20 protein-coding genes and 1 tRNA gene are annotated in these 22557 nt (G+C 41.3%); 4 read left to right on the top strand and 17 right to left on the bottom strand.

Going from position 1 to position 22557, the window contains the following annotated elements; genetic code table 11:
• Positions 1 to 104: 104 nt before the first annotated feature.
• Both F967_RS08295 and F967_RS13830 read right to left on the bottom strand, forming a co-directional pair.
• A complete protein-coding gene (locus F967_RS08295) occupies positions 105 to 638 on the bottom strand; it encodes a glycine zipper domain-containing protein (RefSeq protein WP_004761287.1) in 534 nt (177 codons plus the stop codon).
• 508 nt (positions 639 to 1146) lie between these two features.
• Positions 1147 to 1440: a hypothetical protein gene (locus tag F967_RS13830; protein ID WP_171062324.1), complete on the bottom strand. Its 294-nt coding sequence runs from the start codon at positions 1438 to 1440 to the stop codon at positions 1147 to 1149.
• 249 nt (positions 1441 to 1689) lie between these two features.
• On the opposite strand from F967_RS13830, the gene hrpA reads away from it, so the two are divergent.
• Both hrpA and F967_RS08285 read left to right on the top strand, forming a co-directional pair.
• Positions 1690 to 5544: an ATP-dependent RNA helicase HrpA gene (hrpA, locus tag F967_RS08290; RefSeq protein WP_004799283.1), complete on the top strand. Its 3855-nt coding sequence runs from the start codon at positions 1690 to 1692 to the stop codon at positions 5542 to 5544.
• A 46-nt stretch (positions 5545 to 5590) separates the two neighbouring features.
• Positions 5591 to 6697, top strand: coding sequence for a beta-ketoacyl-ACP synthase III (locus F967_RS08285; protein ID WP_004761281.1), 1107 nt, complete (start codon positions 5591 to 5593; stop codon positions 6695 to 6697).
• Between the two features lie 56 nt (positions 6698 to 6753).
• On the opposite strand, the gene F967_RS08280 is transcribed toward F967_RS08285, so the two are convergent.
• Together F967_RS08280 and lipA are read right to left on the bottom strand one after the other, a co-directional pair.
• Entirely contained in the window at positions 6754 to 8457 is a 1704-nt protein-coding gene (locus F967_RS08280; RefSeq protein ID WP_004799281.1) for a DUF4394 domain-containing protein, read from the bottom strand.
• A gap of 386 nt (positions 8458 to 8843) precedes the next feature.
• Complete coding sequence (gene lipA, locus F967_RS08275) at positions 8844 to 9857, bottom strand: lipoyl synthase (RefSeq protein WP_004799279.1); 1014 nt, start codon at positions 9855 to 9857, stop codon at positions 8844 to 8846.
• A 185-nt stretch (positions 9858 to 10042) separates the two neighbouring features.
• Here lipA and sthA point away from each other — a divergent pair, with 185 nt between their 5' ends.
• Both sthA and F967_RS08265 read left to right on the top strand, forming a co-directional pair.
• On the top strand, positions 10043 to 11458 hold the full coding sequence (gene sthA, locus F967_RS08270) for a Si-specific NAD(P)(+) transhydrogenase (protein WP_004679686.1): 1416 nt from the start codon (positions 10043 to 10045) through the stop codon (positions 11456 to 11458).
• 80 nt (positions 11459 to 11538) lie between these two features.
• Positions 11539 to 12009 (top strand): DUF3465 domain-containing protein, encoded by a 471-nt coding sequence (locus F967_RS08265; protein ID WP_004679684.1) that lies wholly within the window; start codon positions 11539 to 11541, stop codon positions 12007 to 12009.
• A gap of 39 nt (positions 12010 to 12048) precedes the next feature.
• Here the strand turns inward: F967_RS08265 and F967_RS08260 are convergent, their stop codons facing one another.
• The 13 genes from F967_RS08260 to ychF all read right to left on the bottom strand — a co-directional run bounded on the left by F967_RS08260 (position 12049) and on the right by ychF (position 22479).
• Positions 12049 to 12501, bottom strand: a complete 453-nt coding sequence (locus tag F967_RS08260; RefSeq protein WP_004682320.1) for an Mpo1 family 2-hydroxy fatty acid dioxygenase — start codon at positions 12499 to 12501, stop codon at positions 12049 to 12051.
• Positions 12502 to 12682: 181 nt separating this feature from the next.
• Positions 12683 to 13294 (bottom strand): septal ring lytic transglycosylase RlpA family protein, encoded by a 612-nt coding sequence (locus F967_RS08255; RefSeq protein WP_004679681.1) that lies wholly within the window; start codon positions 13292 to 13294, stop codon positions 12683 to 12685.
• A 287-nt stretch (positions 13295 to 13581) separates the two neighbouring features.
• A complete protein-coding gene (gene mltB / locus F967_RS08250) occupies positions 13582 to 14583 on the bottom strand; it encodes a lytic murein transglycosylase B (protein ID WP_004682314.1) in 1002 nt (333 codons plus the stop codon).
• Between the two features lie 20 nt (positions 14584 to 14603).
• Positions 14604 to 15746: a rod shape-determining protein RodA gene (gene rodA / locus F967_RS08245; RefSeq protein ID WP_004761269.1), complete on the bottom strand. Its 1143-nt coding sequence runs from the start codon at positions 15744 to 15746 to the stop codon at positions 14604 to 14606.
• 246 nt (positions 15747 to 15992) lie between these two features.
• Positions 15993 to 16652, bottom strand: a complete 660-nt coding sequence (locus F967_RS08240) for a hypothetical protein (protein WP_004679678.1) — start codon at positions 16650 to 16652, stop codon at positions 15993 to 15995.
• A gap of 33 nt (positions 16653 to 16685) precedes the next feature.
• Positions 16686 to 17501 (bottom strand): NADPH-dependent 7-cyano-7-deazaguanine reductase QueF, encoded by an 816-nt coding sequence (gene queF / locus F967_RS08235; RefSeq protein WP_004757862.1) that lies wholly within the window; start codon positions 17499 to 17501, stop codon positions 16686 to 16688.
• Positions 17498 to 18271 (bottom strand): ABC transporter permease, encoded by a 774-nt coding sequence (locus F967_RS08230; protein WP_004679673.1) that lies wholly within the window; start codon positions 18269 to 18271, stop codon positions 17498 to 17500. The genes queF and F967_RS08230 overlap by 4 nt, the downstream gene beginning before the upstream one ends.
• Positions 18268 to 19203, bottom strand: coding sequence for an ABC transporter ATP-binding protein (locus F967_RS08225; protein ID WP_004679671.1), 936 nt, complete (start codon positions 19201 to 19203; stop codon positions 18268 to 18270). Before F967_RS08225 ends, F967_RS08230 begins: the two co-directional genes overlap by 4 nt.
• 126 nt (positions 19204 to 19329) lie before the next feature.
• A tRNA-Arg gene (locus tag F967_RS08220) sits at positions 19330 to 19405 on the bottom strand.
• A 116-nt stretch (positions 19406 to 19521) separates the two neighbouring features.
• Positions 19522 to 20103 (bottom strand): hypothetical protein, encoded by a 582-nt coding sequence (locus F967_RS08215; RefSeq protein ID WP_004679669.1) that lies wholly within the window; start codon positions 20101 to 20103, stop codon positions 19522 to 19524.
• 147 nt (positions 20104 to 20250) lie between these two features.
• On the bottom strand, positions 20251 to 20934 hold the full coding sequence (locus F967_RS08210; protein WP_004679666.1) for a 3'-5' exonuclease: 684 nt from the start codon (positions 20932 to 20934) through the stop codon (positions 20251 to 20253).
• 88 nt (positions 20935 to 21022) lie between these two features.
• Positions 21023 to 21316: a nucleotidyl cyclase domain-containing protein gene (locus F967_RS08205; RefSeq protein ID WP_228127135.1), complete on the bottom strand. Its 294-nt coding sequence runs from the start codon at positions 21314 to 21316 to the stop codon at positions 21023 to 21025.
• 71 nt (positions 21317 to 21387) lie between these two features.
• Complete coding sequence (ychF, locus tag F967_RS08200; protein ID WP_004679664.1) at positions 21388 to 22479, bottom strand: redox-regulated ATPase YchF; 1092 nt, start codon at positions 22477 to 22479, stop codon at positions 21388 to 21390.
• Between the last annotated feature and the right edge of the window lie 78 nt (positions 22480 to 22557).

Below are 22557 nucleotides of genomic sequence, written 5' to 3'. Positions count from 1 at the left end.
TATTTTAATACTTTTTTGAATCCGTCAATGCGTAAGTCCTAGAAGATATAAAAAAGAAAAGCCTTAATAAAAGGCTTTTCTTTTTTCAGAATAAGTTAATCTGGTTATTTACGATTACGATTCCAGGCATCACGGGAAGCAAGTTTTGCCTCATCCCAAGACAAGCGTGATTCAGCTCTTGATTTTTCCCAATTGACTTTTAGCTCTGGCTCAATCTCTTCAAATGCCACATCAGGATCATAAATTGCATCATTGTCATAACCTAAACGATACGCCTGCTGGTAATCCCGTTCATAATTCAGGTCTGGATAATTTGCCTTGGTTGTACCATAGTAAGGCTGATTAATGTAGTTTTCACGCCAATAGGCATCTTCAACCGTTGGATCAATCGCTTCACCAACCGCACTACCTGCCAAACCACCCACGACAGCACCAACTGCTCCACCAACCAATGTACCCAATGGCCCACCAACACTACCTACAGCAGCGCCTGCCGCTGCTCCACCTACCGCACCCAGGCCTGTTCCTACAGGATGCGAACCAGGCTCTCCAGTAATTGGATCGGCATTCAACTCTTTTTTAACTTCATCTGGAGCATTCTTAATTTGCTCACGATCAAAATCATCTGCATGTGTCATTTCTATTCTCCTTAAAATGGATAAATCACCGTAAGAGTTACATTCTTAATAAAATCTTCAGTGATGTTTAAATTGTCTATTCCACAATAAAATAGGATTTTGTTAAAAAAAAGGCCTAATATTTTATTAAAAGTTAAAATTTATAGTGTTTAGTAACAAAAGAAACATATTGAAATATTAGGGTCGGTTGACATTTAATAATGGCAACTAAATGTATATGCAAGCGGCTTTTTTGCACAGATCTATCTCTAAGGGTTATTCCACAATATGATTTTCAAATGAATAGAGATGGTCCCACTTGTTTGAACAACTAAAAGCTTATTTATAAGTCATATTTTGCTCTAGCTAAGCTATAGCAAACCCTACTATATAAGCTACATTGATTTAAAACCAAACACTAGGGCATCATAATTTTCAACTTCTTCACCTTGGTGAAAAGTCGCATTATTTAAAATGATAATACGGTCTTTCATCGGTTTTGACTTCCCAAATGATTATCCGAATGAAGTTAACCAACTTTCAAATACACTACGATTACAACAGCTTTCAAATAGTATAGGCATGATAAATTTAGTTTTTCTGCCAAAGATATAGTACCAATAAAGCTCATAGGTCTGGAAGATAGACCTGAACGGGTGGCATGACATCTTGTACCTTTCTTTGACCATCCCATTTGGGCGACTTCATTGCAACTCATGCCAGCTTCATCCATATAATAGATATCTGATGGATCAACTCGTTTGAGTATTTCTAAAAAATGACAAGTTTGCGATTTATGGTGAGTATCATGATAATGTTTCATGACTTTTTCACGTAAATTTACAGAATATATTTTAGGTATGGGTAAAATCTCAAATAAATCCAAGTGTAGCTTATATTTTGCTAATTGCTATATATTGTACTCAGTTTAAAGATAAGAAAATGCAAAAGTACCCATATGCATCAATTGGATATTGCATATTTTTGAAAAGAACCAAATGTGGTCACTTTGCATAGCAACACTTTAAGGCGTAAAATAGCCGATTAGTTTATTTTCTAGGAAAGCTGTTCAGTGCAGATTCATTTAAATGTAGATCAATGGGTTATGGCACGTGACCGTCACCGTTTAAATCGACTGCGCAAAGATAAAAAAACACAACCAGCAGAAATCGAAAAACTGTTTGAACAGTCTAACCACAAAGTCAAGCAACGTCTTGCTCGTCTTCCCAAGATCAAGCTCAATCAGGATTTACCTGTTACTCAGTATGCAGATCGCTTGATTGATGCAATACAAAAGCATCAAGTGATTATTGTGGCTGGTGAAACTGGTTCGGGTAAAACCACGCAGTTACCACAAATTGCCATGCTTGCTGGTCGTGGTCTCACTGGGATGATTGGGCATACTCAGCCGAGACGTTTAGCTGCTCGCAGTGTCTCACAACGTATTGCAGAAGAAGTTGGGCAGAAACTGGGCGAGGCGATTGGCTTTAAAATCCGTTTTAATGAGCAGGGATCGCAGGATTCGATTGTTCGTTTAATGACAGATGGTATCTTGTTGGCTGAGCTGACCAATGACCGATTTCTTTCAAAATACGACACCATCATTATTGATGAGGCACATGAACGCTCCCTCAACATTGACTTTATCATGGGTTATCTCAAGCAACTTTTACCCAAGCGCCCAGATTTAAAAGTTATCGTCACCTCAGCAACGTTAGATGTAAATCGTTTTAGCCAATACTTCAATGATGCACCGATTTTTGAAGTAGAAGGGCGCAGCTTCCCTGTAGAAGTGCGTTATCGTCCGATCTCTGAGCTGAGTATTGTTGGCAGTGATGATGATGAGTTTGATGATTTTGAAGAAAATCTACCGCGTGCTGTTGTACAAGCGGTCGAAGAGTGTTTTGCTGATGCAGAGGGTAAAGGGCATCCAGAACATGCTGATATCTTGATTTTTGCCAGCACTGAGCAAGAAATCCGAGAATTACAAGAAACGCTGCAAAAATATGGTCCTCGGCATACAGAAGTGTTGCCTTTGTATGCACGTTTGGCACTCGCCGAGCAGCAAAAGATTTTCAGTCCAAGCGGTAAAGGTCGCCGTATCATTATTGCAACCAACGTTGCTGAAACAGCATTAACCGTTCCTAATATCCGTTATGTGATCGATAGCGGTTTTGCTCGTATTTCACGTTATAACTACCGTTCACGTGTGCAACGCTTACCGATTGAAGCGATTTCACAGGCAGCAGCCAATCAGCGTAAAGGTCGTTGTGGTCGTATTGCTGCGGGTGTGTGTATTCGTCTATACAGTGAAGAAGATTTTTTAAGTCGTCCTGAGTTTACCGAACCAGAGATCAAACGGACGAACTTGGCTTCTGTAATTTTACAAATGCAAAGTCTTGGTTTAGGTGGTTTAGAAGATTTTGACTTTATTGAGCCACCTGATTTCCGTTTGGTGAATGATGGGCGCAAGCTTTTGATTGAGTTGGGTGCATTAAGCGAACGTAAGAATGATTTAACTAAAGTCGGTCAAATGATGGCACGCATGCCGATTGATCCACGATTAGCTCGTATGCTGATTGGTGGCGCTCATTTTGGTGTGCTGAAAGAAACATTGATTATTGTCAGTGCCTTGGCGATTCAAGATCCACGAGAACGACCTGCCGATAAGCAAATGCAGGCTGATCAGAAGCATGCTTTATTCAAAGAAGCAGATTCAGACTTTTTATTCTATTTAAAACTCTGGAATACGCTGCAAACCAGTCCTGATACGCAGTCTGAAAACAAGCGCCGTCAATTTGCGCGTCAACATTTTTTGAGTTGGTTGCGTTTACGGGAATGGAAGCAAACCCATCAACAATTAGTTGAGTTGGCTGAAGGATTAAAGTTGAGCTTTAATGAAAAGGCAGCCAATTATGAAAATTTACATCGTGCTTTGTTAACGGGTTTACTGTCATTTATCGCCAATAAAACCGATGAACGTAATACCTTTATGGCGGTACGTCAGCAGAAAGCGAAAGTATTTCCTGCCAGTACACTGCATAAGACCAATACTGCTTGGGTGATGGCATTTGAGATGGTGGAAACTTCTCAAGTGTATTTACGCACTTTGGCAAAAATTGATCCTGAATGGATTTTGTTGGCGGCACGTGATTTATTGAAGTATCACTATTTCGAACCACATTGGTCGAAAAAAGCGGGTATTGTGAATGCCTATGCGCAAATTTCATTGTTTGGTTTAATTATTGAACCAAAACGTATGGTGAATTTTGAGAAAGTTGATCAAGCCGCGGCACATGAAATCTTTTTACGGGATGCCTTAACGACTGGTAATTTGGGTATTACGCCACCGTTTTTAAAGCATAATTTATTGAAGCTTGAAGAAGTTGAACGTGTTGAAGATAAATTGCGTCGTCGTGATTTGGTGGTCGATGAAGAAACTATTTATCAATTTTATGCTGAAAAAGTGCCAGAGGAAATTGCCAGTCGCCGTAGTTTTGACGATTGGCGTGCAACAGTAGAAACAGAAAATCCGCGTTATCTGTTTGTTGAAGATGATGCGTTGTGGATGAATGATCGGCCAACCACGCAGCAATTCCCAGATTATTTACATAATGGACAATTGCGTTTAGCTGCGAGCTATCGTTTTGATCCAAGCCATGATGAAGATGGTGCAACAGTTAAAATTCCTGTGCAGGCTTTGCCACAGGTCGATGAAAAGCAATGGTCATGGGGGATTCCTGGGTGGCGTCAGGATTTAATAGAGGCTTTGCTCAAGGCGTTGCCTAAAGACAAACGTCGTAATTTAGTCCCGATTCCAGATACTGCGAAAAAACTGATGCAAGGTGTTGATGCAGTACATTTACGTGAGCACTTATTTAGTTATTTAGCTTTTGCCTTACGTGGTGAGCAGATTACTGAAAAAGATTTTTCTTTTGAACGAATTGATCAATATCTTGTACCTTTTATTAAAGTTGTGGATGAAAAAGGCAAACTCATTGCGCAAGGACGTGATTTAGATGAACTCAAAGCGCGTTGTCGTGTTGAAACGCATCGCCCTGTGAAACAGCAAAAGGGTGAGTTCCAGACTTTTCCTGAAAATTTTGTGTTTGAGGCTTCCCAAAAAGTCACAGGTGTTATTGTCAAGCAATATCAGGCACTTGTTGCTACAAAAGCCTTTGCTGAATTGGATGCCAAAGATGAATCGGGTGTGGTGATTCAAACTTTTAATGATCAAGATGAAGCCATCAAGCAACATCGTGAGGGGATTATTCGTCTTGTGCATATGCAGTTGGGTGATTTAATCCGTCAGTTGAAAAAACAGATTTCCAAACCATTAGCTTTGGCATATTCGCCTTTAGGTGATCGGGCGAAGTTGGAACAAATGCTGGTTTATGCAACCTTACAAGTTTCAATAAAAACTTTGCCTAAAAATACAGCGGAATTTAATCAGCTAATCGTTGATGTGAAAAAGCAATTTTTGGCAGATGGTCAAAAAGTTTTAATTGATATTACTGATATTTTTACTCAATGGCAGCAAATTCGTCGCGAGTTATTGGTTTTAGATCAGGATATCTTTGGTCGAAGTGTGGATGACATTGAAGACCAACTTGATTTAATGTCATTGGCAGACTTTGTTTATAGCCGATCTGCCGAGATTTGGCAGGAATACCCACGTTATTTGAAAGCATTGCTATTGCGTTTAGACCGATTGCCCAATAATCTACAACGTGACCTCGCTGCAATTGATGATGTCGATCCATGGATGGACAAAGTATTTAAATTTAAAAATGATCCTAAAATCAAAGAATTGTATTTGATGTTGGAAGAGCTTAGAATTTCCTTGTTTTCTCAACCGATGAAAACAAAGCTGCCTATTTCACCAACTAGATTGCAAAAACTATGGGATCGATTAGCAATCGGTTAAACTGAGCGATGATGAAAGCTAGAACCATTCTTTACAGGAGTTTTACATGGGCATCCGTATAACAGGTACAGGTTTATTCCACCCGACCGAATCTATTTCCAATGAAGAGTTGGTTGAAAGTTTAAATGCTTATGTAGAACAATATAATCAAGATCATGCCGCTCAGATTGAAGCAGGCGAAATTGAAGCCTTGCGTGGCTCAAGCCCTGAATTTATTGAAAAAGCATCGGGTATCAAAAGCCGTTATGTAGTTGAGAAATCAGGGATACTTGATCCAGCACGTTTACGCCCACGTTTACAAGAGCGTAGCAATGATGAACTTTCACTTCAAGCGGAGTGGGGCGTGATTGCTGCTAAACAGGCAATGGAAAATGCAGGCGTGACCGCAGAAGACATCGATGTTGTCATCTTGGCCTGTTCAAATATGCAACGTGCCTACCCAGCTGTGGCAATTGAAATTCAATCAGCTTTGGGTATCCAAGGTTATGCTTATGACATGAATGTAGCTTGTTCTGCTGCAACATTCGGTTTGAAGCAAGCCTATGATGCAGTGAAATGTGGCGCACGCCGTGTATTATTGCTCAATGTTGAAATTACCTCAGGTCATTTAGACTACCGTACTCGTGACGCACATTTCATTTTTGGTGATGTTGCAACTGCTTCAATTATTGAAGAAACTGAAACCAAATCAGGTTATGAAATCCTAGATATTCATTTGTTTACTCAGTTCTCAAATAACATTCGTAATAACTTTGGTTTCTTGAACCGCAGTGAAGATGCTGTGGTTGATGACAAATTGTTCCGCCAAGATGGTCGTAAAGTGTTTAAAGAAGTTTGCCCATTGGTTGCAAAAATCATTACTGCACAGTTAGAAAAACTTGAATTAACTCCTGAACAAGTTAAACGCTTTTGGTTACATCAAGCGAATGCCAATATGAATGAGTTAATTTTAAAACTCGTTGTTGGTAAAGATGCTGATTTAGATCGTGCACCAATTATTTTAGATGAATTTGCCAATACTTCTTCTGCGGGCGTAATTATTGCAATGCACCGCACAGGTGAGCAAGTAAATAATGGCGAATATGCTATAATTTCATCATTTGGTGCAGGGTATTCGGTTGGTTCGATTATCGTACAAAAACATATTGCTTAAAATTTATAGGCAAAAATAAAAAACCGCATCAATGATGCGGTTTTTTTGATTTCAGCTTATTTAAGCAAGATCGCTAGGTCGATGACTTGCGGAGTGGTGTTACCACCAATAGTTGAAGCTGCTAAATTTGGTGTTCCATCTACACTGATAGCTAAACGTGCTCTAGGTGTTGTAATTGTTGTATCGCTATTTAAGTCGACTCGATAAAGTACAGATGGTCCAGTTTCACCTGCCACAGTCGCTAAAGCTAAGCCATTGTCACCACCAGCAATATCAAAACCATTGTCTATACCTAAGTTGATTCCTAAATTACCGATCAGGTTTAATGTGCCTGCGTTTGGTGGATTCTGTTTAGTGAGAGTTTTGCCTGTTTGATCCAGATCAAATAGTTCTGTAGCTAACATCGCGATAGGTGTAGCGAAACTATTGGTATATGCAGCTGCAGTAACTTTAGCCTCAGAAATTCCGTTAATATCGCCATCTTTTATAGTATCGCCAGTATCGACGTTAATTCTTAAGTTCTGTCCAGTATTGCTGATTACGCGGAGTCGATCTGCTGTAGGGTTGAAATCAACTGCGAAACTTGTACCATCTAGGTTTGTGAAAGTGCTGCCAGTAGCTGGTTTGAGTGCAGTGATGAGGCTTGCTAAACCAGTGTCTGTATTGATCGTATACAAATTCCCTTTATTGGTTAATCCATATAGCTTGCCAGAATTATCAGTTGAGGTTCTAAAACGATAGTCTATACCGATAAATTTCTCATCTACAAGCAATCCAGTGAGGCTCTTTTCAGTTACAGTATTTGGATTAGTAATAGCGAAGCTAAGCAGTTTATTGTTTGCTGTTAAACCATAGCCTTGAGCTGTGGCATCGGTTGAACGTTTTAATGCAATGCCACGAATCCCCATGCTATTAAAACTATTATTCAGGTCATGTGATTCAAAAACAGCATCGCTTGAGGTGCCGACATTAGCTAGATTAAGTTTAAAAAATTTATAATTGCCTGATGCGAGTTTGAGTGCGGCAAAACCGACATTGTTGACAGGGTCTATATCAAAACCGCCACCGCCGTTTGTATTAATATCTGCACCCAAAGCCGTAGAATTGCCTAATGTACCTGCGTTCGCATTTTGAAGATAAATGCGATCACTATTTTGGTCAATGCTATATAGTTTGGTTGAACCTGTGCCAGCAAAGGCATTGGTATAAGCGCCTGCAACAACTGCTGCACTACCTGTGGCTAAATTAATCGTGCCATCTGTAATGGTTGCACCAGTATCAACATTGATACGCAAGTTTTGTCCTGTGTTAGAAATTACACGTAGGCGATCTGCAGCAGGGTTAAAATTAACAGTGATAAGGTTGGCATCACCCATAATTTGTGTGAAAGATGCATTTCCATCTGTAGTATCGCTCGGGTCGGCGATGAGTTTTCTCAGAAAAATTGCTTCGCCATTGTTTGGATTTAAAGTGTATAAGTTCGCCTGTAGACCAACAGCATAAAGTTTGCCGTCTTTAGGGCGGTAATCAATACCTACCAGTTCATCTCCAGACATTAATCCTTTAATCTTGCGGTTAGACACAACCTTGTCAGGCATTGATCTATCGACTGAACTAATCATTCCATTGGCAGTTAGAATTAAAGTATCGCCAGTATTCACATTTGACGACTCGGTATCGTTGTCTGAATCACTATTACAACCTAACAATGCAAAGCTTGCTAATGCAGTAACAGTCAAAGCTGTAATTTTCTTATTCATGTGTCTATCCTGATCTCAAAGTTATTTATAATAAGAAGTCGTCTTCCAATGAACGGTTTAAATTGACAATGCTTCTTGATATTCATTTTTGTTTGGAGGAAATTCCAAAAAAGATGGATGTATTAAGTTTAAAAATACAAATCACAATTTTTTGAAATTCACTTCTACTCCAATCAGGTTATGCGGACTAGGGTATAAAGTAAATTAATGTTTTTAAGTGATTTTTTGGTAGTAGCGTGTCGATTGGTAATTATTCACGAGGAATTCACGCTCGTTAAGAAACGTTAGTTAGTTCACAGAAATTATTTTTTAAAATTGGATTATCTCATATCAAAAATTAAAAAAGAGAACATGATTGTTCCCTTTTTTAATTTATATAAACTTGATTAAGCCTCAATCGCCTGAACTGCAATTTTCTTGGCAGGGTCAACTTTACGGCGTACTGCTGGAACAGGTTCACCATAATACTGGCGATCGGCGAAGTAACTTGAACGAACCATTGGCGCTGACCAAATGTTTCTAAAGCCTAATTTACGACCATGTTCAGCGTAACGTTCAAATTCTTCTGGTGTCACAAAGCGATCAATTGGCGCGTGTTGCTTAGATGGTTGTAAATATTGACCAATTGTTACGTAGTCCACATCATGAGCGCGAAGATCATCAAGTAAAGAAATCACTTCCTCCTCAGTCTCACCAATTCCAACCATCAAACCACATTTGGTTGGCACATCAGGACAATATTCCTTAAACATTTTCAATAGATTAAGAGAGTGCTGATAATCAGAACCTGGACGCATTGCTTTGTATAAGCGAGGAACGGTCTCGATATTATGATTAAAAACATCGGGTGGACATTCTGTCATGATGCGTAAGGCAATATCCATACGACCACGGAAATCAGGAACTAAAATTTCTAATAAAGTTTTTGGACTCAAAGCGCGAGCTTGTTTAATACAATCCACAAAATGTTGAGCACCACCATCTAACAGATCATCACGATCTACAGAGGTGATAACCGCATATTTCAAACCCAAATTTGAAATAGTTTCCGCCATATGACGAGGTTCATCAGGATCAAGTGCATTTGGTCGACCATGTGCAACGTCACAGAATGGGCAACGACGTGTACAGATGTCGCCCATGATCATAAAGGTTGCTGTACCACCCCCAAAACATTCAGGCAGGTTAGGGCAGGCCGCCTCTTCACAAACAGTATGGAGTTTTTGTGCGCGCAAGGTGGTTTTAATACGCTGAACCTCTTCTGGTGCGGCCATCTTGACACGAATCCAGTCTGGCTTACGAGGTACTTCAACCGTAGGAATCACTTTTACAGGAATTCTTGCGACTTTTTCTGCGCCACGAAGTTTTATACCCTGTTCAGGTTTACGGTGTTCAGACATATTTCACTTTTCCCTTAATTATTGAACCGATCAAGACTGCATTATTATAGTCAAGTTTGTAGTAGAAACAGGTATTCATTTTGAAAATGTCAATATTTAAAATATATGGTTGAGAAATACATTAATTCGCCGCATATTAGTTATCATATATTTAGAAGTAACAGCAACAATGAAAGGAGCTTTGAATGCCACGTAAGAAAGAGGTCATTGGTGGGAATATTGTGAAGTTTGATGCAGTTGTTCTCGGTTCTGGCCCTGCGGGTGAAGGCGCGGCAATGAAGCTTGCAAAAGCAGGTAAACGTGTTGCAATTGTTGATGTTCGTGATCAACTCGGTGGTAACTGTGCACACGTGGGAACAATTCCGAGTAAAGCATTACGTCAAACGGTTTCCAGTATTATCCGTTATCAGCGTGATCCAATGTTTCAAAAAGTAGGTGAATGGAAACAGTTCACCATGAAACAGGTGCTGCGTAATGCGCATAAAGTGATTCAGCAGCAAGTCGATACACATACCCGTTTTTATGACCGCAACAAAATTGAGGTCTTTCATGGTCGTGCCTATATTCAGGATAAAAACACCGTCCTGATTTTTGGTCAGGATGGCATTAAGGATAGCATTATCTGTAAACAAATCGTGATCGCAACAGGTAGCCGTCCATATCAACCGAAAGAATTAGACTTTAACCATCCCCGTGTGTTTGATTCAGATAAAATCCTTGATCTGGATTACGCGATCCATAAAATCATTATCTACGGTGCAGGGGTGATTGGCTGTGAATATGCCTCCATTTTCATTGGGCTGGACCATAAAGTTGACTTGATTAATACCCAGCATAAACTTTTAAGCTATCTGGATGATGAAATCGCCGATGCATTGTCTTACCACTTGCGTGAGCAAGGTGTCCTGATTCGCCATAATGAGCAAATTGATCGTTTAGAAACCTTTGATGACCACGTGGTAATGCATTTGCTCAGTGGCAAAAAAATCAAGGCGGATGCAATCCTGTGGTGTAACGGCCGTTCAGGTAATACTGATGGCCTTGGCTTGGAAAATGTAGGTCTTGTTCCAAATAGTCGCGGTCAGCTTATGGTCAATGACCAATATCAAACCGAAGTTGATAATATTTATGCTGCGGGTGATGTCATTGGCTGGCCATCGTTGGCATCGGCTGCATACGACCAGGGACGCTGTGCTGGGGCGAATATGGTGGGCGAGAAGAACGTTAAACCGATCAAGGATGTCCCGACAGGAATTTATACCATTCCAGAAATTTCATCGATTGGTAAGACTGAACAACAGCTTACCGATGAGAAAGTCCCTTATGAAGTAGGGCAGGCATCTTTCCGTCACTTGGCCCGTGCACAGATTACGGGTGATACGGTAGGTGAATTAAAGATTCTATTCCACCGCGATACTTTGGAAGTCTTGGGTATTCACTGCTTTGGTAATAATGCAGCAGAGATTATCCACATTGGGCAGGTGGTTATGCATAGTCCAGACAATACCTTGAAGTATTTTGTTGAAACAACATTTAACTATCCAACCATGGCTGAAGCCTATCGTGTGGCTGCGTTAAATGGTATGAATCGTCTATTCTAAGCGACATAGACATTGTATGATCAAAATGCCAATCAATATGATTGGCATTTTGCTATGGTGTGTTTGATAAAAAGGTGGATATGAAAACTCAAAAAAATAATTTAATTATCATCGTGATGGTTTTTCTTATTGCTGCTTATTTGGGATTGGATTTCAAGCAAAAACAAAATACAACCAATGGCTCAGCTCTGCCACCTTCTACCAATTTAGTCCTAGATGATCAACAGAAGATCATGCAGGCGTATCAACAGCAACGGAGTAATATTCAGGTTCAAGCCCAGGGAACAATAAAAGCAATTTTGCCAGATGACGATCAAGGTTCAAAACATCAAAAAATGATTTTACAACTTGAGAACGGATTGACTGTGTTGATTGCCCACAACATTGATTTGGCGCCAAAAATTGAGGGACTTAAAAAAGGCGATAAGGTTGAGTTTTATGGTGAATATGAGTACAACCAAAAAGGTGGGGTGATTCACTGGACCCACCATGATCCTCAAGGAAAACACATTGATGGATGGCTAAAATATCAAGGAAGAATGTATCAATGACATCTTCCTTGAATCCTGATGAACCTAACATGCGCTAAATCAGCTTGTAAGCGCCAATTTTTGACGAGATTTCCATTTAGGTAGGACTTTAGCCAGATAAGCGTCCATGCACCATACTGGGCCAATCAGAAGGAATTGCAGGTCCTTGAAGAATGATGGCTTTTTGCCCTCTACTTTGTGCCCATAAAACTGTCCAATCCAGGCAACCACAAAAACGCCAATATAAAAACCTACCCCTACAGGCAGAATTACAATCAGCCATGCCATGACTGCCAATAGCGCGGCCATTGCCACTGCCAGTACAATATCCAGACGGGCATAAAAGACCAGGGTCAGTACAAGCAGCAGGGCGGTGAGTAGCGTGCTAAAGTGAGCAAGAATCCCAATGATTGAAAAAAGAATGGCTGGAACGCAGACCCAGTGAATTTTTTTATTGGTTTGGTCTTGATGGCTGTCACTATATTCATCAAACCATTCAGTAATTGATTTCACAGCGCTCTCCTTGCTATGCGACTATGTTTTTTTGAATATACCGAAGAAAAGCGAGAGGGTCAAAATGATTCTTGGGAATGATAAGGAAATGATGTCTCTAATTAAAGAAAATAAAAGTTTTGGAAACCTAAAACATAAAAAGCCACACAAGGTGGCTTTTTATCGAATTGATGAACCTGAATTAAGAATTTGGACCATCAACGCGTTCTATACTTACTTTCGCAGTGCCGGCATTGGTAACACCGAGTTGCTTAGCTGCGCCATAAGATAAATCTAATACACGGTTACCATGGAATGGACCACGATCGTTAACCTTAACTACAACGCTTTTACCGTTGTCTTTATTGGTCACACGAATGTAACAGTTCAATGGCAGGCTACGATGAGCAGCAGTTAAACCATTCATGTCGAATGTTTCACCGCTTGCAGTCTTACGACCATGAAATTGACGACCATACCATGATGCTACGCCAGTTTGGCTAAACTTACGTACGGTATTAGACGCAACAGTGTTAAGTTTTTCAATCACTGAAGGCTCTTCTTCAGGGATATCAATTTTAGCAGCAATTGTTTGGCGACGTACTTTGTCACCAGAACTCTCAGTGATTGAAAGACTATTGACGTTAGAAAAACGAGAATTAAAATTTTGAGAATCTTTGCTCAAAACGCGGGCTGCTAAATTAGAACCTTCAACATCATTTGTTAATGATGATGATTGTACCATTTCAGCATGTAACGGGCTTAAACTTAAGCCTGCCGTCAGCGCTAGAATATATTTCAGCGAAAACTGCATTGTATAAACTCCTAGAGAACATGCTTTTCTATCTCAACAAAACAGCATTGAAATACAGTGCACATGTCTAATTATTCACTTTTGCAATTACTTTTCTTGGGTGGATAATATTCAGCGCTTACGAAGTGTGTCTAGTCTTTAACGATAAATAGTTACAAAAAGGGTAAAAACTTACAGTTTTAGATTAAAAAATAATCAATATTGTAACAAAATATGAAATTTGATTATTTAACACCCTTTTTGAACCATAAATTTATTGACTTTCAGATTTTGTTTAAAAAATCGGGTTATCTTCCTGCGACTTCAGTGCCTAATAACCACACCGCTGTGGCATACATTCGACTCTTATTATAAGTCGTGATTACTTGGAAATTTGGATAGGTGATGTAATAAATAGGTCCAAATTGGTCTTGTAATTGAATAACATTTACTAAATCAAGATCATCTATTTTTACCAACGGGTCAATAGGCGCAATACCCAGTCTTTTCAGCTCTCCATACGGAGTTGGCAGGGTTAAATCCTTGGCAATAATGCTGTCTGGATTGTTGCCAAGATAGCGGGCGGGGAAGCCAATTGGACGATCCCGTTGCCAGCCATGTTGGGCCAAATAGTTCGCAATTGAACCGATTGCATCAACGGCTGAATTCCTTAGATCAATATGACCATTTCCATCATAGTCAACGCCTAACTTTTGAATGTTGCTTGGCATGAATTGTGGATAGCCGATTGCACCCGCATACGAACCGACGATGCTATTAGTTGGGTAGCTTTCCTTATATGTCCATGCAATCAGTGCTGCCAATTCATCACCAAAATAGTCTGCCCGACGTGGGTATCCAAAGGCCAGTGTTGCAAGCGCATCCCGTGTGATGAAAGAGCCTTTATTGGCGCCATAACCTGTTTCTACGCCTAAGATTCCCAGAATGACCGACTTAGGCACACCAAACTGCTGTTCTGCGCGATTCAGGGCATCTTCATACTGGCTTTTAAAGCGAGCGCCACGTTGAATAGTGCCCTCAACCAGAAACATTGAGCGATATTCATACCAGGGCTTGCTTTCACCAGGACGGGTCATGATATTCAGGATATTGGGCAGGTTGCGTGCCCCACTCATGGCGGCATCTACCTGCTCACTGCTCAGGCCATAAGTGTTCATGGCCTTTTGTTTAAATGCAAAATAATTGGGATGAGTGAAAAATTCATTTGCCTGCGCCCAGTTACTACTCAAAAATAGGCTGGCACTCAAGGTAACAAGTTTAAAAGTTTTATTTAAAGTTTGATGAAACATAATGTTTATATCGTTCCTCATTATCGATGTGTATGAATAGACATCACCAGTCCAAATGTTGACATAAGGGTAATAATTGCAGTGCCACCATAGCTCATAAACGGCAAAGGCACACCCACTACAGGTAAAATACCACTGACCATGCCAGCGTTTACAAATACATAAACAAAAAAGGACAAACCAAATGCGCCCGCGACCAGACGACCATAGTTATGGAAGCTTTGCAGGCCTATCTGGAACGTTCTGAAAATAATGGCGCAATAGAGCAGAATCAGTAGGCTGACCCCAATCAGGCCAAACTCTTCGGAATAGGCCGCAATAATAAAGTCGGTATGTCCTTCTGGCAGAAAGTGCAGATGGGATTGTGTTCCCTCCAGAAAGCCCTTGCCTGAGAACCCGCCTGATCCAATCGCTGTTTTTGACTGGATGATGTTCCAGCCTGTCCCTAAAGCGTCCGCTTCAGGGTTAAAAAGGGTTAAGACGCGCTGACGCTGATAGTCATGCAGTAAAAACTCCCATGCAATTGGGATGATCACGGCCACAGCACCTGCTGCCGCCGCAATCAATCGCCATGACAGGCCACTTAGAAACAGGACGAAAATCCCGCTGGCAAGAACCAGTAATGAAGTTCCTAAGTCGGGCTGCTCAGCAATCAGCAAAAATGGAATGACAATCAAAACCAGAGACAGAATTACCTGAGAAAAGCTGGGTGGTAGTGCCTTGCGCGACAGGAACCATGCAATCATCATCGGCATGCCAATTTTCATAAATTCGCTGGGCTGGACGCTACCGAAACCAGGAATATCAATCCAGCGTTGTGCCCCCATACGCACTTCACCAAAAATCACCACTGCAAGCAGCGACAGCACACCAAAGATATAAAAGTAGGGTGAGAATGCCTGATAAACCTTGGGAGGAATCTGTGCCAGACTGAACATGACCACAAAGCCAATGCCAAAACTCATGGCCTGCTTGCTAACCAAGCCGACATCCTGAGCAGAAGCACTATATAAAATGGTCAATCCCAGCAGAGCATTCAGCACAAGAAACAGGCAAAGCCAGGGGTCGATATGCAGTTGTTGCCAACGGGATAACTGGGTTGCTGTGCTCAAGCCGTCACGCGGCGCTTGACGTAGAAATTTATACTGGGAACTAGGTGCCATGCGAGTGTAGATCGGGAAATCAATGCTTGGCGAATGCTAACATAAATGCGGATTTAGAGCGTGCAAATTTAGAAAATGTGACATTTATAAGCATTCAATCTATAGAATGAAATGGCAATAAATTTGTTCATAGGATTTATACCATAAAATGCTATAAATCAACCTAATAGATGAGTAGGGCTGTAGTGCATACGCCCAATAAAAAGCGATGGTTTCATGACCATCGCTTTTGCATCATTTGCTGAATTACTTTTGAACCAATAACTGATCAAAATGTTTTGCAAATACTTCAAGTTCACCTTGGCTTAAACCTGGGATGAGCTTGTTAATCACAATGTGAACGGCTGTTTCGACACCACTGGTTGCAACGCTCGCAACACCGCGTTTCATCATGCCCAGACCCAGCGTTTTGTTAAATTCGGTCATGAAGTGGTGAGTCAATGCATCAGCAAAAGTTTTAAATTGCTGGGTTAATGCATCACGTTGTGCCTTGCCATTTCCAGCAGCGACTTCTGCAAAGCTTTTTTTCATGTCAGCGACCAGCGTATCAGGTAGAACCGTACCAATACGTTGTTGACCATCATTGTCAGTAAACAGGCTTTTTTCCATAAACGACAACGATTCAAGAACCTGCTCGTTCGATGCCTTGCCTAATAATTGCTTAAGTAAAGTCTCAACAATGCCACGGATTTTGATTGCAAGTTTCTCGGTGGTGTCACGCTTATCACTTGGCGGAAACTTTTGAACCAGCTTAATCAGCATGTTATCTAATAATTCATCAGTCAACTGTAGAGAAATTTTGTCACGCAACGGATATTGTGGTTCTTTACTGTCACGGTTGGCTTGTGCAAGTTTAATATCCTGACTCAAACCTGCTGATGGAAGAATACCGAAATAACTGGTCATTGAAGAACGTCCTCTATATCAAATTTATTCGTTTTATTGTCGTGCCAGACGAATTGGCTCGGGCATCCATGACAAATCCGATACACGGCACGGGTTAATATCCAGCCCCCCGCGGCGTGTATAGGTTGCATAAACCATCAGCTTTTCTGGTTGAAGCAGTTGCCAAATATCCGCAAATATTTGCTCAACACATTGCTCATGGAAACCATTATGCTGACGGTACGAGATAATATAGGCTAACATACTGCGATAACAAGGTCTTTTGCCTTGCAGACGAATAAAAACCGTGCCCCAGTCAGGTTGGCCTGTCACAGGGCAGTTGCTTCTTAAAAGATGTGAATACAGTTCAATTTCAACATGATCCTGACTGCTTGAGTCGAGTTGCAGCAAGCTTGAGTCTGGGTGTTCAGACAGGCGTTCAGGAATCAGCTCATCAATACAGATGCCTGTCGGTTTGGAAATGGCCAAGTCATCGACCTGAAACAGTTGTAGCTCAATCTTTGCACCAGCAGCCTGAGACAAGTCACGTTCCACTGTTTCAATAAATGTTTCTCTTGACTGAAATTGGGTAAAGTTCAGGCTGTTGAAATATAGCTTGAGCGACTTTGATTCAATCAGGTTGGGGGAGCTGGCTGGCAGGGTGATGCGGCCAATCGCCACCTGTGGCAAACCGAGCTGGTTTAACCATGAAATTTCAAAGACATGCCACCAATCCTTACCCTGACTAATGCCGTCAATATGTGCATATTGTTGACGGGAATCAGCGCGGGCAATTGGAAACAAAACCTCTGGCTGATATTGAGTTGGGTATTGGGTGTCTTTGCCCAACAAGGAAAGTTCAACACTCATTCACGCATTCCTGAACCACGAGCTAATAAATGATAGGCAATGGCATAGAGGGCAACGCAGCATAGTGTCACGATGCTCAATGAAAAGGATACATTGACATCACTGTGTCCTAAAATCCCGTAACGGAACGCATTGACCATATAGACAATTGGATTGATTAAAGACAGGTTTTGCCAAAATGGGCTTAACGCGCTAATCGCATAGAACACACCACCCAGATAGGTGAGCGGGGTCAATACAAAAGTCGGGATAATCGAAATATCATCAAATGACTTGGCATAAACGGCATTGATAAAACCACCAAGTGAAAACAACAACGAAGTAATGATGACGGTATAGACCGTCACAAATAAATTGTAAATTTCCAGATGGGTAAAGAACAGGCTCATTAGGGTTACAATCAAGCCAACCAGCACACCACGGCTTACACCGCCAATCACATAACCCCAAAGAATCAGGTGTAAGGGCACAGGGCTCATGATCAGTTCTTCAATACTTTTTTGAAATTTTGCACTAAAGAAACTTGATGAGACGTTGGCATAGCTGTTGGTAATCACAGCCATCATAATCAGGCCTGGCACAATGAACTGCATATAGCTAAAGCCACCCATTTCACCAATACGTGAGCCGACCAGGTTGCCGAAAATCACAAAGTATAAACTCATGGTGATGGCAGGTGGCAGTAAGGTTTGTGGCCAAATCCGCATAAAACGACGAATTTCTTTAACAACCAAAGTCCAGAGTGCGGTTTTAAGCTGATTGAAGTTCATTGATTCGCTCCCGCAAGATTCTTCTCGACCATTTTCACGAACAATTCTTCCAGACGATTGGATTTATTGCGCATACTGTTGACCTGAATATTCTGTGATTGCAGGATTAGGAACAAGTCATTCATGTTATGCGCCTTGTCCATGGTCACTTCCAAAGTCACAGGATCAACCAGGTTAAACCTGAACCCGATAATATCGAGTTGTAAATGCTCAATCGGTTGCGCCAAGTCAAAAATAAAAGATTCCTCGTTCAACTGATTAAGGAAACCTTTCATGCTGGTATCTTCCTTAATCACACCACGGTCAATGATGGCAATACGACGGCACAGCATTTCTGCTTCTTCCAGATAGTGTGTCGTCAGGATGATTGAAGTGCCTTTCTCATTCATTTCAGTGAGGAAATCCCACATGGAACGGCGTAGCTCAATATCTACACCCGCAGTTGGTTCGTCCAAAATCAAGAGTTTGGGTTCATGCATCATGGCACGGGCGATCATTAGGCGGCGTTTCATCCCGCCAGACAGCATGCGTGACTGGATATTACGCTTTTCCCATAACCCCAGTTTTTCTAAATAATGTTCGGCACGTTGTTCAGCCAGTTTTTTCGGAATACCGTAATAACCCGCCTGGGTCACCAGAATATCAAAGGTTTTTTCAAACTGACCAAAGTTAAACTCTTGTGGGACGACGCCAAGACATTGTTTGGCATGTGAGGGGTGGCTATCAAGGTTATGCCCAAAGATTTCAACTGAACCCGATGTCTTTTTCGTTAAGGAACTGATGATACTGATTGTGGTTGATTTACCTGCACCATTTGGACCCAGTAGTGCATAAAATTCACCCTCAGGCACAGTTAAATCAATACCTTTTAATGCCTGAAAACCATTACGATAAGTTTTGGACAAATCGCTCAACACCAAAGCATCAGTCATGAACGTCTCACGTTATTTAATAGAATGCGTATTTTGAGCGATATAAAAGAATAAACCAAGTGGAAAAACAGGTTTATGGCGTGTTAAAAACAGAACGATCACAGAAAGGGAAGTATCTTAAGAAGATGGTGCGCTCAGCGGGACTCGAACCCACGCCACAGGCTTCGGAGACCTGTACTCTATCCAGTTGAGCTATGAGCGCGTGCGAGCCACATCATAGGCAAAAAAAGCACATAGGTAAAGTATATAACTTCGCTTAAGGCCGTTATTGTTTATTAAAACAACGATTTCTGCTTTTATTCAGCCATTTTTACAAAATCAGCATGATAAATGCTGAACTGAATAATTAATCAGTTTTAGCGTTTGATTCAGTTGGGTTGGTGGAATACGGGATTCCTGTAATGAGGTAATCCATTGCATTTGACACGCTTTCAATTGTTGTAGCGTTTTAATGGACTGAACTTTTTGTACCAGTGGACGAGCCATCAAGCCGCAATAGGTGGTTAAGGTCTGAATCATCACTTGCTGAATTTCAACAAAAGCGAGTTTTTCCAGTGAAATATTTTCTGGTTGAATCTGCTGGACAGGAACAGTATTGATTTCAGATACTTCTTTTATAGCGGATGTTTCTGAACTGTTCACTTCGTTGACTTGAACACTTAAATCTTCTTTTATTTCATTTTTTACTGGGGGTTGCGTAGCTTGCTGCGCCAATAAACCCATATCAATCAGTTGTTGCACCAGTTCTGTCGGGGCAATTTTTTGTTTATAGTCATGGTTTAGGTCCTGAAAGTCTTCGTGATCAATCAGTAGCAACAAACGGCGTTGACGTGCGGTCAGCTCAATATTGCGTTGCTGCAACGCATTTTGCCCAAGTTCTGTTTTAAAAAAATGTGACATTTCTGAATCTCCCCAGCCAAAAACTAGATGGAGATTAAGATACGGTTAATAAATGACAATAATGTTAACAATTTATTAAATATCATTGTCTCGTTTGGAGTAAGTGGAAAATAATCTAACAGTGCGACACGTTATGGAGTATTTGGCTCACTGAGTTTCCAGTGCCTTGCGTAAATAAGGATCAAGATCATCCTGACGTAGTAACCATTGAATATAGTCGGCAGGCAGGTCCTGAATGGCAGTACCCTTATGTTTGCCGAAAGTGATGCTCTTTGGAATACGAGCTTCTTCTGAAGCAATATAAAGTTGTTCAATATCCTGAATATTGAGGCGGTGAATGATGTGCATCAGGATATTGGCTGTCAGGATAATATCGGCATCGGCTCGGTGCGCACCCTTAAGCATTTCCCGCGCCTTGTCACTGCCTTTTGAAATTAAATAAATCAGGGCTGAAATATTGTGTGCTTCCGCCTCTTTCCAAACATGTCGGGCCAGGGCAAGGGTGCAGATCGGTTTCAGTTTGGATGTATCAACCCCGCAGCGTGCGATTGCGGCAATATCATAATCCACATTATGTCCAATAATATAGCTCGTCTGTTCTGGTAGCTGGAATTCACGGTAATTGGGCTGATCGACCAAATCTGATTCCAGAATATGGTGTACGGCCATTGCCGCATAGGAAATGGGTTGATTGACCTGATAAAGCTGATCGAAGATTTGGCTCTTATCCAGACTTAATTTTCCACTTTCAATTTTAATCGGCGCATAGGCGATTTCGATTGGCAAACCATTCAGTGTATGTGTCTCAGTATCCAGAATAATGGCTTGCATGAAGTGGTCCTATATGAAGTCTAGAATTTTATTATCTTACAAGAAATTTATTTATTGTGCCGTCAAATAATCGCTGTTTGAGCCCAGCCTAAAATGCTGGTTCAGTATTCGTAAAACTTTGAATGGTGGTTTGAGATTTACCCAAAGACTTTGACTCATACATGAGCTGGTCTGCGATTTTGCTCGCATCCTCAAGATTTTCAGGTAGTTCAGTCAAGATTGCTAAACCCATACTAAAGTCCACGCGGTATTGTTGTTTTAAACCACTTTCCTGAAATAATGCTCTAATACGCTGGTCACAGTGATTTGCCTGAGTGTCATTGACTGCCTTGACGCCATCAAGGTCAATGATGCCCAACACGACGAGTATGAGTAAAATCAATAAACGTCGTAGGTTGGTATTTCATGCGAATAATCGTTCTAAGGTCTTTTCCATTACATTGTTATAAATGATTACACATTAAAACGGAAGTGCAATACGTCGCCATCCTGAACAATATAGGTTTTGCCTTCCAAACGCCATTTACCCGCTTCTTTCGCACCGTTTTCACCGTTGTATTGAATGAAGTCATCATAGGCAATACATTCAGCACGGATAAAACCTTTTTCAAAGTCCGTGTGAATCACACCTGCCGCCTGTGGCGCTGTGGCACCCACTTTAACGGTCCAGGCACGGACTTCCTGTACACCTGCAGTAAAGTAGGTTTGTAGGCCAAGTAATTTATAACCCGCACGGATCACCACGTTTAAGCCTGGCTCTTCCATTCCCATCGCTTCCAGAAATTCAGCACGGTCTTCATCTTCCAGTAGTGAAATTTCAGCTTCGATCTGGTTGCAAAGCGGTACCACAATCGCATTTTCCTCAGCAGCCAATTTTTTTACGGCGTCAAGATGTGGATTGTTTTCAAAACCATCTTCCGCCACATTGGCAATGTACATGGTTGGTTTGAGTGTCATTAAACCAAAACCACGGACTGCCTTACGTTCGTCATCAGAAAGGTCTGCTGCACGTGCTGGCTTACCTTCATCCAGTAAAGGCTGGATTTTTTCCAAAGCTGCCTTGGTTGCAATCGCATCTTTGTCACCACCTTTTGCTGCTTTGGTTAAGCGTAACAATGCTTTAGCAACAGTATCAAGGTCAGCCAGTGCAAGTTCAGTGTTGATGGTGGCAATGTCATCCAACGGGTCAATTTTACCATTCACGTGAATGACGTTTTCATCTTCAAAGCAACGCACCACATGGGCAATCGCATCCGTCTCACGGATGTTGGCAAGGAACTGGTTACCGAGGCCTTCACCTTTGGATGCGCCCGCAACCAGACCCGCAATATCAACAAATTCCATCGTGGTTGGCAGAATACGCTGAGGTTTTACAATCGCCGCAAGTTTGTCCAGACGTGCATCTGGTACAGGTACAATCCCTGTATTGGGTTCAATGGTACAGAACGGAAAGTTTTCAGCAGCAATGGCTGCCTTTGTTAATGCATTAAATAATGTAGATTTACCTACGTTTGGCAGACCAACAATACCGCAATTAAAACCCATGAAACCACTCACAAATGTGTTATTTAAAAAATTGCTGCTGATTTTACATGAAAGCCATGACAAAGTCAGGTCATGGCT

This window comes from Acinetobacter sp. CIP 102637 (assembly GCF_000368425.1).
Lineage (GTDB): Bacteria > Pseudomonadota > Gammaproteobacteria > Pseudomonadales > Moraxellaceae > Acinetobacter > Acinetobacter parvus.
The sequence above is the reverse complement of the archived record's forward strand: the minus strand, read 5'-3'. Positions and strand labels throughout refer to the sequence as shown.